The organism is Flavobacterium gelatinilyticum (assembly GCF_027111295.1).
Classification (GTDB): domain Bacteria; phylum Bacteroidota; class Bacteroidia; order Flavobacteriales; family Flavobacteriaceae; genus Flavobacterium; species Flavobacterium gelatinilyticum.
This window is the reverse complement of record NZ_CP114287.1, coordinates 2,922,333-2,943,892: the sequence shown is the minus strand read 5'-3', so window position 1 is coordinate 2,943,892 and position 21,560 is coordinate 2,922,333. Positions and strand designations below refer to the sequence as shown.

13 protein-coding genes are annotated in these 21,560 nt (G+C 34.0%); 9 read left to right on the top strand and 4 right to left on the bottom strand.

The genetic code is table 11. The features are described 5' to 3' along the window. Nucleotides 1–375 precede the first annotated feature (375 nt). The 5 genes from OZP11_RS12410 to OZP11_RS12390 all read left to right on the top strand — a co-directional run bounded on the left by OZP11_RS12410 (nt 376) and on the right by OZP11_RS12390 (nt 7,895). A complete protein-coding gene (locus OZP11_RS12410) occupies nt 376–1,353 on the top strand; it encodes a pyruvate dehydrogenase complex E1 component subunit beta (RefSeq protein ID WP_281230878.1) in 978 nt (325 codons plus the stop codon). A gap of 69 nt (nt 1,354–1,422) precedes the next feature. Beyond that, nucleotides 1,423–3,924 (top strand): DUF5686 and carboxypeptidase-like regulatory domain-containing protein, encoded by a 2,502-nt coding sequence (locus OZP11_RS12405; protein ID WP_281230877.1) that lies wholly within the window; start codon nt 1,423–1,425, stop codon nt 3,922–3,924. A 234-nt stretch (nt 3,925–4,158) separates the two neighbouring features. After that, a complete protein-coding gene (locus tag OZP11_RS12400; protein ID WP_281230876.1) occupies nt 4,159–4,758 on the top strand; it encodes a DNA-3-methyladenine glycosylase family protein in 600 nt (199 codons plus the stop codon). A gap of 133 nt (nt 4,759–4,891) precedes the next feature. Further along, complete coding sequence (locus tag OZP11_RS12395; RefSeq protein WP_281230875.1) at nt 4,892–5,422, top strand: inorganic diphosphatase; 531 nt, start codon at nt 4,892–4,894, stop codon at nt 5,420–5,422. Between the two features lie 115 nt (nt 5,423–5,537). Further along, on the top strand, nt 5,538–7,895 hold the full coding sequence (locus OZP11_RS12390; protein WP_281230874.1) for a sodium-translocating pyrophosphatase: 2,358 nt from the start codon (nt 5,538–5,540) through the stop codon (nt 7,893–7,895). Between the two features lie 140 nt (nt 7,896–8,035). On the opposite strand, the gene OZP11_RS12385 is transcribed toward OZP11_RS12390, so the two are convergent. Then, nucleotides 8,036–8,650 carry a deoxynucleoside kinase gene (locus tag OZP11_RS12385; protein WP_281230873.1) on the bottom strand — a complete coding sequence of 205 codons (615 nt, stop codon included), beginning with the start codon at nt 8,648–8,650 and terminating at the stop codon, nt 8,036–8,038. Continuing rightward, nucleotides 8,650–9,465 (bottom strand): hypothetical protein, encoded by an 816-nt coding sequence (locus OZP11_RS12380; RefSeq protein ID WP_281230872.1) that lies wholly within the window; start codon nt 9,463–9,465, stop codon nt 8,650–8,652. The genes OZP11_RS12385 and OZP11_RS12380 overlap by 1 nt, the downstream gene beginning before the upstream one ends. Before the next feature lie 224 nt (nt 9,466–9,689). On the opposite strand from OZP11_RS12380, the gene OZP11_RS12375 reads away from it, so the two are divergent. The 4 genes from OZP11_RS12375 (at nt 9,690) to OZP11_RS12360 (ending at nt 18,014) form a co-directional block, all read left to right on the top strand. After that, nucleotides 9,690–10,577 (top strand): GLPGLI family protein, encoded by an 888-nt coding sequence (locus OZP11_RS12375; RefSeq protein ID WP_281230871.1) that lies wholly within the window; start codon nt 9,690–9,692, stop codon nt 10,575–10,577. 40 nt (nt 10,578–10,617) lie between these two features. Beyond that, the gene (locus OZP11_RS12370; protein WP_281230870.1) at nt 10,618–13,302 is read left to right on the top strand and encodes a carboxypeptidase regulatory-like domain-containing protein; all 2,685 of its coding nucleotides are present in this window, start codon (nt 10,618–10,620) and stop codon (nt 13,300–13,302) included. A gap of 90 nt (nt 13,303–13,392) precedes the next feature. Further along, a complete protein-coding gene (locus OZP11_RS12365; protein WP_281230869.1) occupies nt 13,393–15,633 on the top strand; it encodes a hypothetical protein in 2,241 nt (746 codons plus the stop codon). Nucleotides 15,634–15,785: 152 nt separating this feature from the next. After that, a complete protein-coding gene (locus OZP11_RS12360) occupies nt 15,786–18,014 on the top strand; it encodes a hypothetical protein (RefSeq protein ID WP_281230868.1) in 2,229 nt (742 codons plus the stop codon). Nucleotides 18,015–18,073: 59 nt separating this feature from the next. Here the strand turns inward: OZP11_RS12360 and OZP11_RS12355 are convergent, their stop codons facing one another. Continuing rightward, nucleotides 18,074–19,849, bottom strand: coding sequence for a DUF4153 domain-containing protein (locus tag OZP11_RS12355; RefSeq protein WP_281230867.1), 1,776 nt, complete (start codon nt 19,847–19,849; stop codon nt 18,074–18,076). 150 nt (nt 19,850–19,999) lie between these two features. Then, the gene (metK, locus tag OZP11_RS12350) at nt 20,000–21,250 is read right to left on the bottom strand and encodes a methionine adenosyltransferase (RefSeq protein ID WP_281230866.1); all 1,251 of its coding nucleotides are present in this window, start codon (nt 21,248–21,250) and stop codon (nt 20,000–20,002) included. Nucleotides 21,251–21,560: the final 310 nt, after the last annotated feature.

The following is a 21,560-nucleotide window of genomic DNA, read 5'->3' as shown; positions in this document are numbered from 1 at the left end:
TTTGTTAAAATAAAAAATGAGAATAAGAGCAGTTTACCTGATTATTAGCATTTTTTGCAATATTTAGAAGATAAGAGGTTGTTAATTTTTAGCTCATTTATACTAGTTTTCGAATAATTCCGTTTTGAAGGAAGAATTCGAAGAAACAAGAATTAAACAAATGTATTGAAGTTTGTATTAAAATCAGGCGATAAAAGCGATTAAGTGTAAAAAATACGTCTATTATATCGATTTCGTTGTTATTGCAGTAAGCATTAAAAAGTTAAAACCTGCAGTGGTAAAGAAGTTAGTGTGATTTTAAATTCAATTTATGCATTTAAGTTATTTAAAATATTTATTTTTGCTCTTCAGAAAATTCAACATACAATAAAAAATATGAGAACAATACAATTTAGAGAGGCCATTTGTGAAGCGATGAGCGAAGAAATGCGTCGCGATGAATCCATATATTTAATGGGAGAAGAGGTTGCAGAATACAACGGAGCTTACAAAGCTTCAAAAGGAATGCTTGCTGAGTTTGGTGAAAAGAGGGTAATTGATACTCCAATCGCAGAACTTGGTTTTTCAGGAATTGCTGTAGGTTCGGCAATGAATGGAAACCGACCTATTGTAGAATATATGACATTCAACTTCTGTTTGGTTGGTATTGATCAAATCATAAATAATGCTGCTAAAATGCGTCAAATGACAGGAGGGCAATTTAATGTGCCTATCGTTTTCCGCGGACCAACAGCTTCTGCTGGTCAATTAGGAGCGACTCACTCACAAGCTTTAGAAAACTGGTTTGCTAATACTCCGGGGCTTAAAGTTGTTGTTCCTTCAACTCCTTACGATGCAAAAGGACTTTTGAAATCTGCAATTCGCGATAATGACCCAGTAATTTTCATGGAGTCTGAGCAAATGTACGGTGATAAAGGTGAAGTGCCGGACGGAGAATACACAATTCCATTAGGAGTTGCTGATATTAAACGTGAAGGAACAGATGTTACTATCGTTTCTTTCGGAAAAATCATCAAAGAAGCTTTTATCGCTGCTGATGAATTAGCTAAAGAAGGAATCTCTTGTGAAATCATCGATTTAAGAACAGTTCGTCCAATGGACAAAGAGGCAATCCTTAAATCTGTTAAAAAAACAAATCGTTTAGTAATTCTTGAAGAAGCCTGGCCGGTTGCGAGTCTTTCTTCTGAAATTACATATATCGTTCAGGAACAGGCTTTCGATTTCCTTGATGCGCCAATTCAACGTATTACAACTGCAGATACTCCTGCACCGTACTCTCCGGTATTGCTTAAAGACTGGCTGCCAAATGCAGGTGATGTAGTAAAAGCAGTTAAAAAAGTATTATATAAATAGTACAAATACAAAATACTCATAAAACTTCATCAGACAACATGGATTGGTGAAGTTTTTTTTTACATGATAATGAACAAATTAACTCAGCTTCTCTTATATATTGTATTTGCTTTTGCGAATTTTGCCGCTGCACAAACTAAAGTGAGTGGAGTTGTTTTGGATAAGTCAAATCAGCCGATACCTTTTGCAAATGTTGTTTTTAAAGGATCCAATACCGGAATTGTTTCTAATGAGGATGGGCGGTTTTATTTGGAATCTCCAAATACTTACACCGCTTTATTAGTTTCTTCTGCGGGATTTTCAGATAAGGAGGTTCCTTTGGAAAAAGCAGTAAATTATAATTTTAAAATTGTTTTAAGCGAACCCGAGGCGCTTAGCGAAGTGGTTATTTTTACAGGGAAAACTTCAAAAAAGAACAATCCGGCGATTGATATTTTGAGGAAAATATGGGAAAGAAAACGTAAAAACGGACTTTACCAGTTTAATCAATATCAAATGCAGAAGTACGAAAAAGTAGAATTTGACATGAACACTATTGACAGTGCTTTTATGAAAAATAAGCTTTTTAAAGGAATGGAATTTGTTTTTAATCATGTAGATACTTCGGATGTTACCGGGAAAACCTATCTTCCGATTTTTATTAACGAATCGGTTTATGATGTTTACGGCGATAACAGATTAAAAAAGGTAAAAGAGAACCTTACCGGAAATAAAATGTCAGGTTTCAATGGAAACCAGCAGATTTTATCTTTTGTAAAAGATCTTTATTCAGATTACAATATTTACGACAACCACCTTAAGTTTTTTGACAAAAGTTTTACAAGCCCATTATCAAGAACCGGAATAGATGTTTACAATTATGTGCTAAAAGACAGTGCTTACATTGATAAAAAATGGTGTTTTAATATTGTTTTTTATCCGAGACGTAAAAACGAGTTGACTTTTAAAGGAGATTTCTGGGTAAACGATACCACTTTTGCTATCAAGAAAATTAATATGGGCGTTACAAAAAGTGCCAATATTAACTGGGTAAAAGATATTTATATCGAACAGGAATTTGAAGTAGAAAACGATTCGGTTTTCCTTTTGACGCGTGATTATATGATGTCTGATTTTGCTTTGAACAAAAAAGAAAAATCAAAAGGAGTTTACGGAAAACGAACCACTTTGTACCGCAACCATAAATTCAATATCCAGAAACCAGAGAAATTTTATAAGGAAGAGGTCAATTTCATAGACAATGCGGTCTATGAACGGCCGCCGGAATTTTGGGAAGAGAATCGTTTTGAAAAACTAAATAAGGACGAAGCAGGTATTTATAAAATGCTTGATACTTTGCAGACCGTCAAGCGATTTAAGCAGCTCTACAATCTCGTCTCGATTTTAGGAAGCGGTTACATCGAATTTAAGAATTTTGATTACGGGCCAATTTATTCAACTTTTGGTTATAATGAGGTTGAAGGCTTAAGGTTAAGAGTAGGAGGAAGAACCTATTTTGGGCCAAACGATCCGTGGCGTTTACAAGTTTATACGGCTTATGGATTTGACGATAATAAATTCAAATACGGCGCTTCGGGAAAATGGATGATCGACAAGAAAAACCGAATCATTATTTCTGGAGGAAACAGGCGGGACATCGAGCAGATTGGAGCGAGTCTTACCACAACAAATGATATTTTAGGACGAAGTTTTGCATCTTCTGCCTTATTTACAACTGGCAGTAACGGGAAATTGACCAATATTAATTTAAGTAATATTTCCCTCGAAATGGAGCCTAAAAAGAATTTTATTGTTTCGGCAGGATTCTCTTATCGAACATTAGAGTCGGCATCGAATACTTTTAGTCTCGATTATTATACGACAATGCCAACTGCAGCAAATCCTATGGGAGTTGTAAAAAGCGATGTAAAACAATCAGAAGCTAATATTCAGTTTGAATATATGCCAAACCGTAAAACAATTGGATATGGCGTAGAAAGAGATTTAGTAGACAGCCCTTTCAGTCATTTCTTTGTGAATTTTAGTTATGGACTTAAAGGAGTTTTGCAAAGTGATTTTGCGTACGAAAAAATTCAGGTTTTTTATAAACAGCCTATCATCATCGGACCGCTTGGCAGAACCAATATTATTCTGGAAACAGGAAAAACATTTGGTACTATTCCGTTAGGATTAATGAGTGTAATTCCGGGTAACCAGACTTATTTTACGATCGAAAATACATTTAGTAATTTGAATTTCTATGAATTCGTTACAGATCAATATACAACCCTGCAGTGGAATCATGATTTTGGCGGAAGATTATTTGCCCGAATTCCATTTATGAGAAAACTAAACTGGAGAGAGTTTGTAGGGATAAGAGCGGTGCACGGAACTATTTCTGATGCCAATCGTGCCATTAACGCTTCTGGATTACCATATAATGCACCGGAAAAAGTATATTGGGAATACAATGCCGGAATTGGAAATATCTTTAAAGTTTTCCGTCTTGATTTTTCATGGAGAGGAAATTATTTAGATATGCCGGATGCTAATAAATTTGCAATAAAGGGATCTTTTGGATTTTATTTTTAAAGGGTTTTATTGCTGCAAAGACGCCAAGTCACTAAGTTTTATTCTTATGACTTGGCGTTTTTTTATTGGACTTAAATTGCTTCACGCAGATTTTGCAGATTTGTTATTATATTAAAGATTAAAATAAATCTGCTCTATCTTCAATATCGGCGTGAAACAAAACTGATATCCTCTGGTTCCTTCGAGAACTACCATCATTTTCCTTAATTTTGATTTACTTTAAAAACAATCATCATGCAGGAAGCCATTGATTTTCTTTCATCCAAAAGTCCGGTATTTCTGGAAATAATCGAAAAATATGGGCTTCCGCCAATCCCAAAACGTCCGCCGGGTTTTGAAACTTTGGTTTTGTTAATATTGGAGCAGCAGGTTTCTATTGATTCGGCGAAAGCCACATTTTTAAAAATCAAAGCTTATAAAACCTGTAATCCTGAAAATATGATGCTTTTATCTGATGAAGAATTCAGAAATCTTGGAGTAAGCCGTCAGAAAACAAAATACATTAAAATTTTAGCCGAAGCAGTTCTCAATAAAGAATTGGATATCGAAGGACTGGCTTTTAAAACTGCAAAAGAAGTACGGGAAGAACTGATTAAGTTAAAAGGCATAGGAAACTGGACAATTGATATTTATTTGATGTTTTGTCTTCAGGAGCCAGATTTGATTCCGCTTGGCGATATTGCAGTGGTCAATACAATAAAAGAACTCTTTGATATTCATGACAAGCAGGAAATGGAAACCCATGCGGCGCAGTGGAGTCCGTACAGGTCCTATGCGGCCTATTTGCTCTGGCATCATTATTTAACAAAGAGAAAACGGAAAATTACATATTAACTATCTGTTATATAAAAAGAAAAGTATATTAATTAATTGTATAAATGCATAGATTAATATACTTTTTTCATTGTAAAAAAGGATTCTTTAGTTACTTTTGCAATCGAAATTTTAGAAACATTAAAAAACGAAAATGACCGCAGACAAACTAACGACTTTCGATGTGTTGATCGAAATCCCAAGAGGAAGCAGAAATAAATATGAGTACGATTTTGAAATCAAAAGAATGCGTTTCGACAGAATGTTGTTCTCTTCAATGATGTACCCTGCAGATTACGGGTTTATTCCTGAAACTTTAGCTCTTGATGGTGATCCTCTGGATGTATTGGTTTTAGTAAACGAACCAACTTTCCCGGGATGTGTTATGGAAGTAAAACCAATCGGTGTTTTCCACATGGCAGATGATAAAGGACCGGACGAGAAAATTATTTGTGTACCAGTTTCAGATCCAATCTGGAATTCATTAAGCGACCTTTCTGATATTAACCCTCACTTAGTGAAAGAAATCGAGCATTTCTTTCAGGTTTATAAAGACCTTGAGCATAAAAAAGTAGATGTTGAAGGATGGGGAGATGTAAAAGAAGCTTACGACATTATCGCTGAGTGTACAAAGCGTTTTGATGACATTGAAAATAAACCGGCAGGATTATTTAGTATTAAATAATTTAGTCATACATATTTTATAAAAAAAGCAATATTCCGGGTCAGGAGTATTGCTTTTTTGCTTAAATTCGTTATAGTTAGTTTATTTTTACTATTAACCATAACCAAAAAATATTATGAATGCATTTATGATTTACCTGCCCATTATCATGGCAGTTTTAGGATTACTTTTCATGGGAATTAAACGAAGCTGGGTTTTAAAACAAGACGCCGGTGATGGAAAAATGAAAGAAATCTCAGATTACATTTACGAAGGTGCTCTGGCCTTCTTAAAAGCCGAATATAAACTATTAACCATCTTCGTAATTATAGGCAGTTTAGCGCTTGCCGGAATTACTTTTATCCCTGGAGTAAAAACACATTTATTAATCGTAATAGCATTCATTTTTGGAGCATTATTTTCGGCTTATGCCGGAAATATTGGTATGAAAATAGCAACCAAAACAAACGTTAGGACTACTCAGGCCGCCCGTACAAGTTTGCCACAGGCGTTAAAAGTCTCATTTGGAGGCGGAACTGTAATGGGGTTAGGTGTTGCAGGTCTTGCTGTTTTAGGATTAACAGCCTTTTTTATCATCTTCTTTAATTTATTTTCAGGCGGTGTCTGGAAAGATACAGATACAATGACTGTTGTTTTGGAAACTCTTGCAGGATTTTCACTTGGTGCAGAATCAATTGCTTTGTTTGCCAGAGTTGGAGGCGGAATTTACACAAAAGCAGCCGATGTGGGTGCCGATTTAGTTGGTAAAGTAGAAGCCGGAATTCCAGAAGATGATCCGCGTAATCCGGCAACAATTGCAGATAACGTAGGAGATAATGTGGGTGACGTTGCCGGTATGGGAGCCGATTTGTTTGGTTCGTATGTAGCAACCGTTTTAGCAGCAATGGTTCTTGGGAACTATGTTATAAAAGATATGGGCGGCAGTATCAATGATGCTTTCGGCGGAATCGGACCTATTTTACTGCCAATGGCCATTGCCGGTTTCGGAATTTTATTCTCAATTATCGGAACTTTATTAGTAAAAATTTCAGATGACAATGCTAAAGAAGCACAAGTACAAAAAGCATTAAATATAGGAAACTGGGTTTCTATTGTTTTAACTGCTGCAGCTTGTTTCTTTTTAGTACAATATATGTTGCCGGAAACCATGCAGATGACATTCTTTGGTGAAGGATCAAGAGATATTTCATCAATGCGTGTTTTCTACGCCACACTTGTCGGATTAGTTGTGGGCGGAGCTATTTCATCTGTAACAGAATATTACACAGGATTAGGAACAAAACCGGTATTAGCAATCGTTCAGAAATCATCAACCGGGGCAGGTACAAACGTAATAGCAGGTTTGGCAACAGGAATGATTTCTACTTTTCCAACGGTAATTTTGTTTGCTGTGGCAATCTGGATTTCGTATGCTCTTGCAGGATTTTACGGAGTAGCATTAGCGGCTTCGGCTATGATGGCAACAACTGCAATGCAGCTGGCAATCGATGCTTTCGGACCAATCTCTGATAATGCCGGAGGTATTGCTGAAATGAGCGAATTACCAAAAGAAGTCCGTACCAGAACCGATATTTTAGATTCAGTTGGAAATACAACTGCCGCAACAGGAAAAGGATTTGCAATTGCTTCTGCAGCTTTAACTTCACTAGCTTTATTTGCAGCTTATGTAACCTTTACAGGTATTGACGGAATTAATATATTTAAAGCGCCGGTTTTAGCCATGTTATTTGTTGGCGGCATGATTCCGGTTGTTTTCTCTGCTTTGGCTATGAATTCAGTTGGAAAAGCGGCAATGGATATGGTGTACGAAGTTCGTCGCCAGTTTAAAGAAATTGCCGGAATTATGGAAGGAACCGGAAAACCGGAATATGGAAAATGTGTTGAAATCTCCACAAAAGCAGCTTTACGCGAAATGATGCTTCCGGGAATCTTAACTATTGGTTTTCCAATTGCAATTGTTCTTCTTGGAAAATTAGTTTATGCAGATAACAATCAGCTTATAGCTGAAATGTTAGGAGGTTACATGGCGGGAGTTACCGTATCTGGTGTACTTTGGGCTGTTTTTCAAAACAATGCCGGAGGAGCCTGGGATAATGCTAAAAAATCTTTTGAAGCAGGGGTAATGATCAATGGCGAAATGACATACAAAGGTTCAGATGCCCATAAAGCGGCTGTAACCGGAGATACTGTTGGAGATCCTTTTAAAGATACTTCAGGGCCATCAATGAACATCTTAATTAAATTAACCTGCTTAATTGGATTGGTAATTGCTCCAATTTTGGGTGAAGGACATGCAGCATCAGATCTTGCGGGAAGAGCTTCCTGCTGTGCCAAAACAGAAATGCACGCAGGAATGTCTAAATGTGGCGATATGTCTGGAATGACAAAAGAAGAATGTATTAAAATGTGTAAAGAAAAAGGCTGTTCTGAAGAAGAAACAGCAAAATGCCTGGCTCATTTTGACGAAAAATAAAGAATTAAATTTCATATCCTAACAGGTTTTCAAAACCTGTTAGGTATCTTGTAGATAAATAGAATAAACAACAAAAAAATGCCTCTAAAATTATTTAGAGGCATTTTTTATATTTTGTGAAAATCTGCGCAATTTGTGTTCTAAAACAACCCGTTCAGTTCAGCATCAATTTTATTAATAATATTTCCTAAATCTTCCGGATTATCAACGAAGTTAATATTATCAACATCAATAATTAATAATTTTCCTTTTGTATAAGTCTGAATCCAGGCTTCGTATCTTTCATTCAGACGGCTTAAATAATCGATAGAAATAGAATTCTCGTATTCACGTCCGCGTTTATGAATTTGTCCCACTAAATTAGGAATAGAACTTCTTAAATAAATCAATAAATCAGGAGCTTTAACCAGCAGTTCCATTAATTCAAACAGCGAAGTGTAATTTTCAAAATCACGGCTTGTCATTAATCCCATTGCGTATAAATTGGGAGCAAAAATATGAGCATCTTCATAAATCGTTCTGTCCTGAATGATTTTTTTACCGCTTTCGCGAATCTGCTGTACCTGACGAAAACGGCTGTTTAAGAAATAAATCTGTAAATTAAAAGACCAGCGTTCCATCTGGTGGTAAAAATCGTCCAAGTACGGATTATCAACTACATCTTCATAATGGGGTTCCCATTTAAAATGTTTGGCCAACAATTTAGTCAAAGTTGTTTTGCCTGCCCCTATATTTCCTGCTATCGCTATGTGCATTACGGTATTACGATTTTATAATTTACAATTTCTTTGGTTGTAAAAATAGATAAAATTTGGTCTTTGTAACAGAATTTGTCAAACGATTTTTCTAAAATTTCAATTTCTAAATCAGTAGAGGTATTCGTCTTGTTAATACTTCTGAAATATAGTGAGTTATCTTTTTTGAAAATATATTTTTGAGGGTCAATTATTTCAATTTTTTCGAACTCGGGAACATTTCCTAAACTTGAAATTTTGCCAAAAATATTGCACAAAAACAAGTTGTTTTTTTTGTCAATCCAGTAAAAACTATTAAAGTCGGTTTGGTAATACTTTATGCTTTCTGTTAACGGAATAGAAACTGTCTTATATTCATTTTTTAAATAATCAAAAAGCCCGATCTGCTGATTCAAAGTGTTGTAAACCCAAAGCTGATTCTGTGTTGACATTCCAACTGCTCCGGCAGCTATTGGAACCGGATTTTGAGAAAAATTAATTTCAGTCATCTTGTTCAGCTGATTGTCCAGTAAAACCGCGCTGTTAAAATCTTCGTAAAAAAGAACAATCTTAAGCGGGTTCTGAATATCTGCTCTTGTGATATTTCCTAAAGAAATGTTCTTATACTCGAAAAACTCATTTCCTTTTGTTTTACTGAAAATATTGTTTTTGATTTGATATAAATAACCAAAAGAATCATAACCAATAAACTGGTCTGCATTATGTGCAAATTTTGAAATAACAGGCCCTGAAATTTTTTGGTTTTGCCCCCAAAAAGAAGAGGACCAACACACAATAAAGACACATAATAAAATACGCCGCATTGTTTTGCTCATATTGATTACAATTTTAAAGAGCCAAAGTACAAAATCTACTTCAAAGAAAATTACGGTTTTAAACTATTCCGGGATTTAAACCATCAAATTATAATAGTCTTACAAACATACGATTTTGTCGATTCGATTTTAGGATTGATATATTTAACTTTCAGTATTTTAAAATTAGTAATAAATTTGAGTGTAAGTTTAAAAGACTTACAATGTTTTTAAAAATAAAAAAGATGAAAAAACTATCATATTTGCTTTTCGTACTTGTTTTTAGTCAGGTGCAGGCACAAAAAGATTTTCAGGGAATGGCGGTGTACGAATCGAAAACACAAGCACCTAAATTTGAAGGAATGCGGGCGGGAAACCGAGATATAACGCCGGAAATGCAAAAGAATATGGAGGAGCGCATGAAAAAAATGCTTGAAAAAACCTTTATCTTAAATTTCGACAAATCGGCTTCTATTTATAAAGAAGAAGAAAAACTGGAAACTCCCGGACAGGGCGGAGGCGGAATGCGAATGATGATGAACTCCATGATGGGAGGCGGCGGTACATTTTACAAAGATGTAAAAAGCAAATCCTATACTGTAGACAAAGAATTTATGGGAAAAGAATTTCTCGTGGTGGATTCCCTGCCAAAGTTAAACTGGAAACTGGAACAGGAAACCAAACAAATCGGCGGTTATAACTGCTATAAGGCAACAGCGGTAAAAGAAGCCAGTAAAACCGATTTTAGAAACTTCCGTCCAAAAAATAACGAAGCCAAAAAAGATGAGGCAAAGAAAACTTCGGGAGAAACCAAAACCAATTTTGAAGACAATTTCGAAATACCAAAAGAAATCATCATTACAGCCTGGTATACGCCTGAAATTCCGGTTAATCAGGGACCTGAAAACTATTGGGGACTTCCGGGATTAATTTTGGAAGTAAACGATGGACGAACAACAATTTTATGTTCTAAAATTGTATTGAATGCCAAAGACAAAGTAGAAATAAAACCATCTAAAAAAGGAAAAGTAATTTCTCAGAAAGATTACGATGAAACGGTAATCAAAAAAATGGAAGAATTCAGGGAAATGAACCGCGGACGTGCTGGCGGACCGCCTCCAATGGGAAGATAAAATCCCTCTGGTTTATTATTTATTCTAAGCATTTTTTTAAATGAACAAATTATTTCTATTCTTTGCCCTTTTACTAGCATCTCTTTCTTTTTCTCAAAGTATTCGTTTTGAAGGATTTATTCAGGACGAACAGAAAAATCCGTTGGAAATGGCCAATATCATGGCTGTAAACAATGGTACAAAAGCTATGGATTCATATGGAATTACGAATGATAAAGGAAAATTTCAATTGACACTAAAACCCAATACGGCTTACACCATTAAGGTAAGTTATCTGGGAATGAAGTCTAAAGAAATTGCCGTTACCGCCAAATCAGAAAATATTGTGCAGAATATTGTAATGGACGGTGTGGGAATAGAATTGGAAGGTGTCGAGATCGTGCGTGAAATGCCGGTTTCGATAAAAGGCGATACCATTGTGTATAATGCAGATTCGTTTAAATCAGGAACAGAGAAAAAGCTCGAAGATGTTCTGAAAAAACTGCCGGGCGTTGAGGTAAATGCAGATGGAGAAATCGAAGTTGAAGGAAAGAAAGTCAGTAAATTAATGGTTGAAGGCAAAGACTTTTTTGATGGTGATACCAAATTGGGGGTTAAAAATATTCCTGCCGATGCGATTGATAAAGTGCAGGTTTTACGAAATTTTAATGAAGTCAGCGCTTTAAAAGGTTTAGAAAACGATCAGGAAAATGTGGCGATGAATATTAAGCTGAAAGAAGGCAAAAAGAACTTCTGGTTTGGAGATGTTACTGCCGGAACAGGCGTTGCAGAACTGGACAGCCGTTATATCGTTAACCCAAAATTATTTTACTACAGCCCAAAATACAGCGTTAATCTCATTACCAATTTTAATAATATTGGTGAACTGCCTCTTACGGCACAGGATTATTTTAAATTCACAGGCGGATTTAAAAATATGATGAAAAAAGGCGGCAGCAGCTTTAATGTTTCTTCAAATGATCTGGGAATTTCATTACTTAGAAACAATCGTGCTAAAGAAATAGAAACGAAATTCGGCGCTGCCAATTTTGCTTATTCAGTCAATAAAGCTTGGAATCTAAGCGGTTTTGGAATTCTTTCGACTTCAAAAACAGAATTAGAAACCAAATCACAGTCAACGATTTTAAATTCTGGAGATCAGGAAAAACGTGACGAAAATACAAATCAGAAAAATAATTTAGGACTCTTTAAATTAAGTTCAACTTACAAACCAAGCGATAAATTTCAGTTTGATTATGATATTTTAACCAAATTGACAAAGCAAGAAGAATATTCGGATTTGTTTAGAGAGCAAATTGTACAAAATGTATCAAGTCAGGAAAGTATTTTTACAACCAAAAAACAAGATCCAACGTCATTTAACCAGAATTTAAGTTTGTATTATACGCAAAGCGCCAAGAATATTTTTGCCTTTGAAATGCAGCATTTGTATCAAGACGAAAACCCGTTTTATAATGCCAATCTGCAAACACTTCCTTTCCCTTTGTCAGGATTTATTAAACAAAATCGAAATGATTACAATCAAGATCGATTTGTAAAAACCAATAAATTAGACGCTAAATTGGATTACTATTATATGGTAACGCCAAAAAGCAATATTAATATTACGTTAGGGAATACGTATTCCTATCAAAATTTCAACTCGCATATTTTTCAAATATTGGATAACGGAGAAAGAAATGATTTGAATAACAGTGAAAACAATAATGATGTAGATTACAGATTTAATGATGCTTTTCTAGGATTCCATTATAAAATTCTGACTGGAAAATTCACCCTGACGCCTGGTGTAAGCCTGCATTCGTATCAAATGACAAACGGACAACTGGGGGCTGATTATTCTCAGAACTTTGTGAAAGTCCTGCCAGATTTCTTTGCTTTATATCAAATTAAAAAATCGGAAACACTTACTTATAATTTTTCTCTAACGAATGATTTTACAGATATTAATCAATTAGCAGAAGGTTATGTTTTGTCTAATTACAGCAGTTTGTTTCGTGGAAATCGTACTTTAGAAAACGCGACTTCACAAGTACATTCACTTCGTTATTTTAAATACAATATGTTCAATTTCGAAAATATTTTTGCTAATGCTTCTTATACAAGAAAAGTTGATGCAATTAAAACTGAAGCGAAGTTTGACGGAATTAACCAATCTTCAGTGCCTTTTAACTCCAATTTAGCCGATGAAACTTTCTCTGGAATGGGGGCTTACGGACGTTCATTTTTAAAAAATTATAAAGCCTCAGTTAATGCAAGTTTAAACTGGTCCAAGTTTAATAATAAACAAAATGGTGATTTTACAACAACAGAAAGTTTTGTTCAGAGTTATACTGTAAGGGCTTCAACTAATTATAAAAAACTGCCTAATATTGAGTTTGGATATAATCTGATGGTTAATAAATACAGCGGTTCTACTTTCTACACAGATAAACCCTTTGCAAAATTAGATTACTATTTTTTAGATAGTTTCTCTTTTGTTTCGGAGTATGAATTTTATCATTATTACAACGGAGATAAATCGGTCGATAACGAATATGATTTCTTAAGTGCCAGTTTAATTTACCAAAAGAAAGACAGCAAATGGGAATATAAAGTGGCAGCAACCAATATATTAAACACAAGATATTTAAACGACGACAACTTTTCTCAGTTCTCTACACGTGTCTCACAATATACGGTACAGCCTCGGTACATCATATTTTCGATGAAATACAATTTATAATATTTAGATTACAAACAACTGCGGTTTATTGGTTCGTTTTCAATAAGAATAGAATATCTTTGTTATGCTATTAACGACAAAATTCACATCATGCGTAATTTTATTTGGAGTTTACTGCTGGTTTCTTTTGGAATCACGGTATCACATTCTCAAACTAAAAAACTTGAAAAAGGAACTTATCTTTCTACTAATAAAGGTCAAAAGATCAAACTGAATTTATTAAATGATAATAAATATGAATTGGTATTTTATTCCGGAGAATATGAAATAAAAGGCGATTCGTTAGTATTTGCTAAAAATACACCATCAGGAACCAGTTTTGATCTTGCTTTTAAGACTGATAAAAAAGCTAAAAACATAAAAATTAAATTTCTTGATCCGTCCTACTATTCTTTTTATATAGGGACTCAAAAAGGAAATGAAGAAGTTAAATACCAGAAACTTTCTGAGATTAGAAGTAAACAGGACCCGGACTGGACACAAAATAATATAGAATTTGAAATTGAAAAAGCAGATTTTCTGTATCTGGTTTACGAAGATTATTCATATGCTGGCACTGTCAGTAAGTTTGCGCTGCCAAAAGAGGTTTCAGAAATCACGGTTTCGTACGAATTAGCAGTAATAAGCGATTTAAATATTCAGGGATTTTTTGATAAGAATACTAACGAATTAAAAATCACTGAAAAAGCCGGATTAAATCCATTGGTTTTTGTTAATGAAAAAGACCCGCAGCCGGTAAAAAAAGATAAAATAGTTCCTCTGGAAAGTAAAACAGTGACAAACTGGACGTATCCGGGAAAAGAAAAAACCTTATTAAGCGATGATTTTGGATATGGAGCAGACAGTACAATTGTAGCTGCTGACTCTGCAGTTTATCCAAATTACACAAAGTATGATTTTAAGCTTAAGATTGAAAATACGTTAAGTAAGGCGCTTGTCGCAACTAAGGAATCAAATTCCAAGTTTTTAGTGGTGTATTATGACAGTAAAAAAACAACAAAAGAAACTTTTGATGCTTTTGTAAAAGATCAGGAAACACAAACCGGATACAATATGTACGATTCGTACAATGCACAATATGATGTTTTTAATTATTATCTGGCTGGTGCCGATGATAAAAAATGGCTTAAAAACAATAAAATTACTGCTGATCCGGCTATTTTTATTTTAAACGGACAAGGAGATCTGCTTGCCATTGCAAAATCAGATTTAACCGCACAGCAATATCAGTTTAGTTATTATGGTGATTTGTATCGTAAACTGCAGCGTGCAGATGCTTTTGTTTCAATCGAAAAAATATTCAAAAACAAAAAAGCATCAGATGCAGATTTAATTAAATCTTTTAATAAAGCCGCTTTATTGGAAACTTCATACGATTACGATTCAGAATATTCGCTGACAGATGCCAATTCTACTGAATTTGTGGTAACAAAAAGCTCACTTGATAAAACAGAAGCAGTTCAGGCATGGAAAAAACTAATTGAAGCGCATCAAAAAGATACAGCACCCAATATGTATCTGGCAGAAACAATTATAAAAGAAATCAAAAACCAGGGATTTACAAAACAGCTTTTTAATCAAGACAGAATCCTTAACGATACTGATTTTCTTGCCATAGATTATCTTCTAAAACATTCAGATAAAATTGAAGAAGGGCGTACCCAATTTAATAATGCTAAAGGTGTATATCCTGTAAACCCAATGAGCAATGCAGTTTCTGAAATTGCCGATGCATTACAGCAAAACCTTTATCTTTCTCAGGATGGAGTTTCCGGAGAAATCAACAAAGACAAAGTCAATTCTATATACAAGAAGATTATTGCATCAGGAAAAGGTAATTTTGATGCCTACAGAAATTATTTTTATTACCTAAGCCAGATTACAGATAATGACGGTTCTAATACAACTTATTTAAAAGAATTTAATCTTTATTTTGATTCTGCTCTGGAAGGCCCAAGTCCAATTGAAAAATTAGATGCACTGTTTTCCGGATTAGATTCAAGCTCAAGTTATTCATATGATGGATGGAATTCGTTTAAAGAATATCATTCAAGTATTTGTAATTCTGCAGCCTGGGCAGTAGTAGAGAAACCTATGAATTCAGGCTTTATTAAAGATGCCGTGAAATGGTCAGAATATAGTTTGGTTGTAACTAAAAACAACCCCTATTATCTAGATACTCTGGCACAGTTGTATTACAAAGATGGTCAAAAAGATAAAGCGATTGCAACGCAGACACTGGCAGTAAAATATTTAAATGCTGCGGTAGAAGAAGAAACAGCAAGTGAAATAAAAGACGTTTTATCAAAAATGAAAAACGGAACGTATTAGATATCAATTTTTTATAAAAAAAACAAACAGCCTGATAAATTTTTATTATTAGGCTGTTTTTATTTTGTAGTATATTATCTGCAAATAAATAGCTTGTATGGATAAATAGATTATTTTTGTAAGAATTATTTTAATTTTTTAATATGGTCGTTATGCAGAATTATTTAGCACTTTTGTTACTGTTTTCGTTTGCTGCGATTCCGTCTTTTTCGCAACAGCAGACTTTTAGGAAAGGATCTTTTTATTCACTGGAAGATTCTGGAAAAAGAATGAAATTGAATTTATTGGACGATAATAAATTCGAAATGATTTGGTTTTATGGTGATTATGAAATTAAGAACGATTCCTTAATTTTAAAAAACCGTGATATAGATAAATCTGTTTTTGAAGTTGAGTATCTTAAAAATAAAAAAACAGCTTTAGATAAAATTAAGATCAATTTTGGAGATGATTCATTATATGGTATATATATAGGTACACAAAATGGTACAGATCCTGTTCATTATCAAAAAGTATCTGATCTTGTACATTATAAAGAAGGAAATGATGCTTGTAACCAAAGTTTTGAAATCAATCGTGTGCAATATTTATATTTTGTAAATGAAGGATTTGATTTTGAACCAAGAGAAATAGTTAAATACGAAATCCCCAAGGCAATAACAGAGGTAAAGGTGCATGCCAGATATGATTTTTTCAGCAAATTACAATTAAAAGGTTTTTATGATAAGAACACTGATTTGCTGATGATTGGAGAAACAAAAGATAATAGCGCCGTTTTTCACAATGAGGAACCTCAAATAGCATCAAAAGAATCCCTAATTCCTCCATTAGAAATCAAGAGAGTGGCAACATGGACCTATCCGGGAAAAGCCGCAGGTGATTATGATGGAGAGAGGTCAGTTTCAGCACCGTTAGACAGCACAGAGGTTTCTAATAGGATACAGTACAAACTTAAAATTGAAAAAACATTTCCGGAAGCTTTACAACGAACCAAAAATGAAGAAAATAAGTTTTTAGCTGTCTATTACGACGATAATAAAGATGCTCAGGAAGATTTTAACCATTTTATAGAAAGACTGGAACAAACATTAAGCTATTATTTTACGGATTCCTACGATGCTCGGTATGATCTTTATAATTATTATTTTGCGACAGAAGAAGATGTTGTCTGGCTGAAAAAGAATAAGATAAAATCCCCGGCTATTTTACTATTAGACAGAAACGGAACCATTTTGGCATCGGCAGAATCAAAATTGACTCAGGAAAAAATAGATAAGTTTACATTTTATGATTCTTTTAATGGTAAATTGAAAACAACATATTTAAAAAACAATTTTGCACGTATAGTAAACAACAGCAATTCGACTGATTCAGAATTGGTAAAGGCCTATTATGATATCTCGGCATTAGGTTCAATAGGCGATTATGATTATGAATACAGCGAAGAATATGCAAATAACGAAGACTTCAAATTTATTAAGTTCGACTTACATTCAAAAAAAGCGCAGCAGGTTTGGAAGAAAATAATCGAAAACCACAAAAAAGATACAGAACCGAATATGCATCTGGCAGTTTCGATCATTCAGGAAATAAGAGGAGTTGGCTATACAAAACAAATATTCCTGGAAGATAAAGTTCTAAGTGATACTGATTTTGAATCTATCGATTATCTGATAAAACATTGCGATGCTATAAATGCGAAAAGAGAAGAATATAATAATTCCGGGCTTAAAGCTCAGACTCAGATTCAGAATGTGATCTCAGAAATTTCGAATGCTTTGCAAAACTCCACACGGTTATATAATGATAAAGAGAAACAAGAAGTATCAAATCAGAAAAAAGTAAAAGAAACATACGAAAAAACATTGTTGATCAATAACGGGAATTTTGAATTTTATAGAAATTACTTCCAATATTTGGCTGATAATGCAGAGACAGGAAGTGATAAAAAGAAATATATAGAAGAGTTTGCCGCCTACTTCAGTAATAATTTTGGAATTAAAGAACAACTTATTCAAAACTTAGATCAAATGTTTGATGTGGCTTTTGATGCCAATTCACTTTATTATCACGACTGGAAAGAGTTTAAAGAATATCATTCTAATTTATTTAATGAAGCGGCGTGGTCTGCAGCCGTAAATTTAAAAGATCCTGTTTATATTAAAAAAGCCATAAACTGGTCAGAATGCAGTTTGATATTAAGTAAAAACAACCCCTATTATCTAGATACTCTGGCACAGTTGTATTACAAAGATGGTCAGAAAGATAAAGCGATTGCAACACAGACACTGGCAGTAAAATATTTAAGTGATGCGGTAGAAGAAGAAACGGCAAGTGAAATAAAAGACGTTTTATCAAAAATGAAAAACGGAACGTATTAAGAATTATGATTATAAAAAATAAACCCGATAAGTTTTAAATCTTATCGGGTTTATTTTTTCTATTTCTTGATTCCAACCATAACTTTTATCTGGTAATTTTCTGGAATCCTTTGATTGTTTTTAATTATACCATTTGCATTTATATAGTCCAATAAAACGGTATATTTTGAAGTTACTATTTTTTGCTCGATTTTAACATCTGAGTTGGCAGTATTATAATTAAAATTTGAATTTGTTTTTATAAAATCATTTATTTTCAAAGGAATAGTATCCTTGTTAATTATTAAATCCTGACCGTAATCCTGTACTTCTGATTTAATGAAATACTTTTTATTATCTATGGTTAGTACATTCTTACTTTCAAATCCGTAGTTCTTGTATAAAACAATTATAAAATCGTAACCATGAATGTTAACGATCGTATTGCTGCTGTTCTCATAATAGTAATAAGAAAATGAGTCGTTTAGATCGCTTTTCCGGTCGTATTTTGAGCGGTATTGAAGTCCTAAAACTTGCATAATTTTTGTCGACCCCGGATCTTTATCTTTTTTATACAATGAATCTAATTTTTTATCGGCATAAGGGAGCATAATTTCAAATCCATAATTTTGGTTTAATAAATACACGATACTGCTTAACTCTTGCTCTTCTTCAAAAGTCAGTTTTTTAGTTTCAATACTCTTAATGTAATTTTCAAATCGCGATAACTGGCTGTATTTTGAAACAGAATCGGCACTTTGAGGTCCAACAATTGAAAACAATCCGGCAATGCACATACTAATAGGAATGAATTTTATTTTAGGATTTTTCTGCAGCAGAAAATAAAAAACAACAACTGCCAGCCACACTGATAATAATAAAACATAATAACGAAGATGCGTAAATCCGTAAAGATTAATTCGGTATAAAATAGCCCAGAATAATAAACATAACAGCGGAATTAATAAGAAATAAAACCAGCGGTTAAAAGTTCTCATCCAAAGATTTCCGCTTTCATTTGCAATAGGATGAACCAACAAAAAAGAAAGAATTCCGGTAATGGCAAAAGCCAAAACCAGATAAGAAACCCATCCTACAGGCAGAGAAAGTGTAAAGATAATTTTGGTTTCATAACAAATTAATATCACCAGATAAATACTGATAAGAGGTAGTAATACAAACTGCGTGAAATTTTTCAATCCTTTAGGATAGTTCAATTGAAGCGGGAACTCTTTACTATTAGTTTCGGGAACGCCGCTTAAAAAGAAAATTGTATTAAAGAGTCCGACAATTGCTACAAAAAGATAGCCGTAGATTTTATGATCAATATTTGTTTTAAATAGTTGATCTACAGCTAATACAGCCAGCGTTAATCCGCCATAAAGAACAATGCTGTATAATCCTGCTGTTAGTATTCGTAAGAAAAGATGTTTGTTAAATTCCCAAAACTCTTCCTGATTATAATTTCTTGGTAAAAAACCGGCAAACGAAACCAGCAAATGCAGTGATAGATTGAGTACAAAAAACTCTTGTACCTCAATTTGAGAAATTCTTTCCTGAAAACTAAATACAAAGGTTGTACATAAACCTGCAACAGCCAGACTGACAAGATACCGAACGATGTTACTGCTTTGTTTTGCAGTAAAGAAAAGCGTTGCAGATACAAACCAAACCAGACATAATGAACAGCTCATTATTACTTTTGAATAAAAATGTTCTGTTTGTGAATTGTCTCCATTGATCATTAAAATAGCAAAGATAGTCCCGCAGATTGCTGTAAGTGTTTCTAATGGAAATCGCACAACTGTTTTTTGGGTTATACGTAGTACTTTTTGTAAAGAAGGAAGTCTGCTCATTTTTATAGGTTATTTTTTACAAATAAAAGAGAATATCGGTATATAAACAAAAAAAATCCCGAATTCTAAAGAAATAGAATTCGGGATTATATAGTAAGATTAAAAGAGTTTAGCTGTAAAATCTAAAAAATAATAATCTGTGAATCAAAATTATAATCCAAATGCAGCTTTTACCTGATCAATAAAATCAAGTTTTTCCCATGTAAACAACTCAACAGTAACTGTTTTTTCGTTTCCGCCCGGAGCAGAGAAAGTTTTAGTAACCGTTTCTGGTTTACGTCCCATGTGTCCGTAAGCAGCAGTTTCGCTATAAATAGGATTTCTTAATTTCAAACGCTGCTCGATAAAGTAAGGACGCATATCAAAGATAGCTTCTACTTTTTTAGCGATTTCACCGTTAGTTAAGTTTACTTTAGAAGTTCCGTAAGTTTCAATGAAAATTCCCATTGGCTCAGCAACTCCAATTGCGTAAGAAACCTGAACTAAGATTTCGTCAGCAACACCGGCTGCAACTAAGTTTTTAGCGATATGACGAGTTGCATAAGCGGCACTTCTGTCAACTTTACTTGGATCTTTTCCAGAGAATGCACCACCACCGTGAGCACCTTTTCCACCGTAAGTATCAACGATGATTTTTCTTCCTGTTAAACCGGTATCTCCGTGAGGTCCTCCAATAACGAATTTTCCTGTTGGGTTAATATGGTAGTTGATTTTATCGTTAAATAAATGAGCGTGTTCTGGGTTTTTAGCGATAATTCTAGGAATCAGGATTTCAACAATATCTTTTTTGATTTTAGCAAGCATAGAAGCTTCTTCATCAAAATCATCATGTTGTGTCGAGATAACAATTGCGTCAATACGGGTTGGTTTGTTATCGTCGCTGTATTCTAAAGTTACCTGAGATTTTGCATCCGGACGTAAATACGTGATTTCCTTGTTTTCGCGTCTTAAAATAGCTAACTCCTGTAATAATTTATGAGATAAATCAAGTGCAAGCGGCATGTAGTTTGCGGTTTCGTTTGTAGCGTAACCAAACATCATTCCCTGATCTCCTGCACCTTGTTCTTCCGGCTTAGCTCTGTCAACTCCCTGATTAATATCAGCAGACTGCTCGTGAATTGCTGAAAGAATACCACAAGAATTGGCTTCAAACATATATTCACTTTTAGTATATCCAATTTTACGGATTACTTCGCGGGCAATTTGCTGCACATCAAGATAAGTATTCGATTTTACCTCACCTGCTAAAATAACCTGACCTGTTGTAACCAATGTTTCACACGCTACTTTTGAGTCAGCGTCAAATGCCAGAAAGTTATCAATTAATGCATCCGAAATTTGATCTGCAACTTTGTCTGGATGCCCTTCACTAACAGATTCTGACGTAAATAAATAAGCCATAATAATGATTAAATTTAAAATTAAGCGAGGAAAATAATTGCTAAAAAGAGCTAAAGGAGAGTTCCTGCTTTAGCATTTTTTACTGCTGAAATGAATCTTTCAGCATCCATAACGAAACATTTCATTATGAAGAGGTTGCAATCAGTTCAAATTTTTCCTCTGTATTCGCGTGCAAAGGTATAAAACGATTTTGATTTGCAAATTAAAGTTCAACTTTTTTTCTTTTTTACAGCATAAATTTAACAGTAATATACTAATTTGATAGGGTAATAGAAAATATTTAGGTTTTTGTTTGGCTGATAAAAAAATA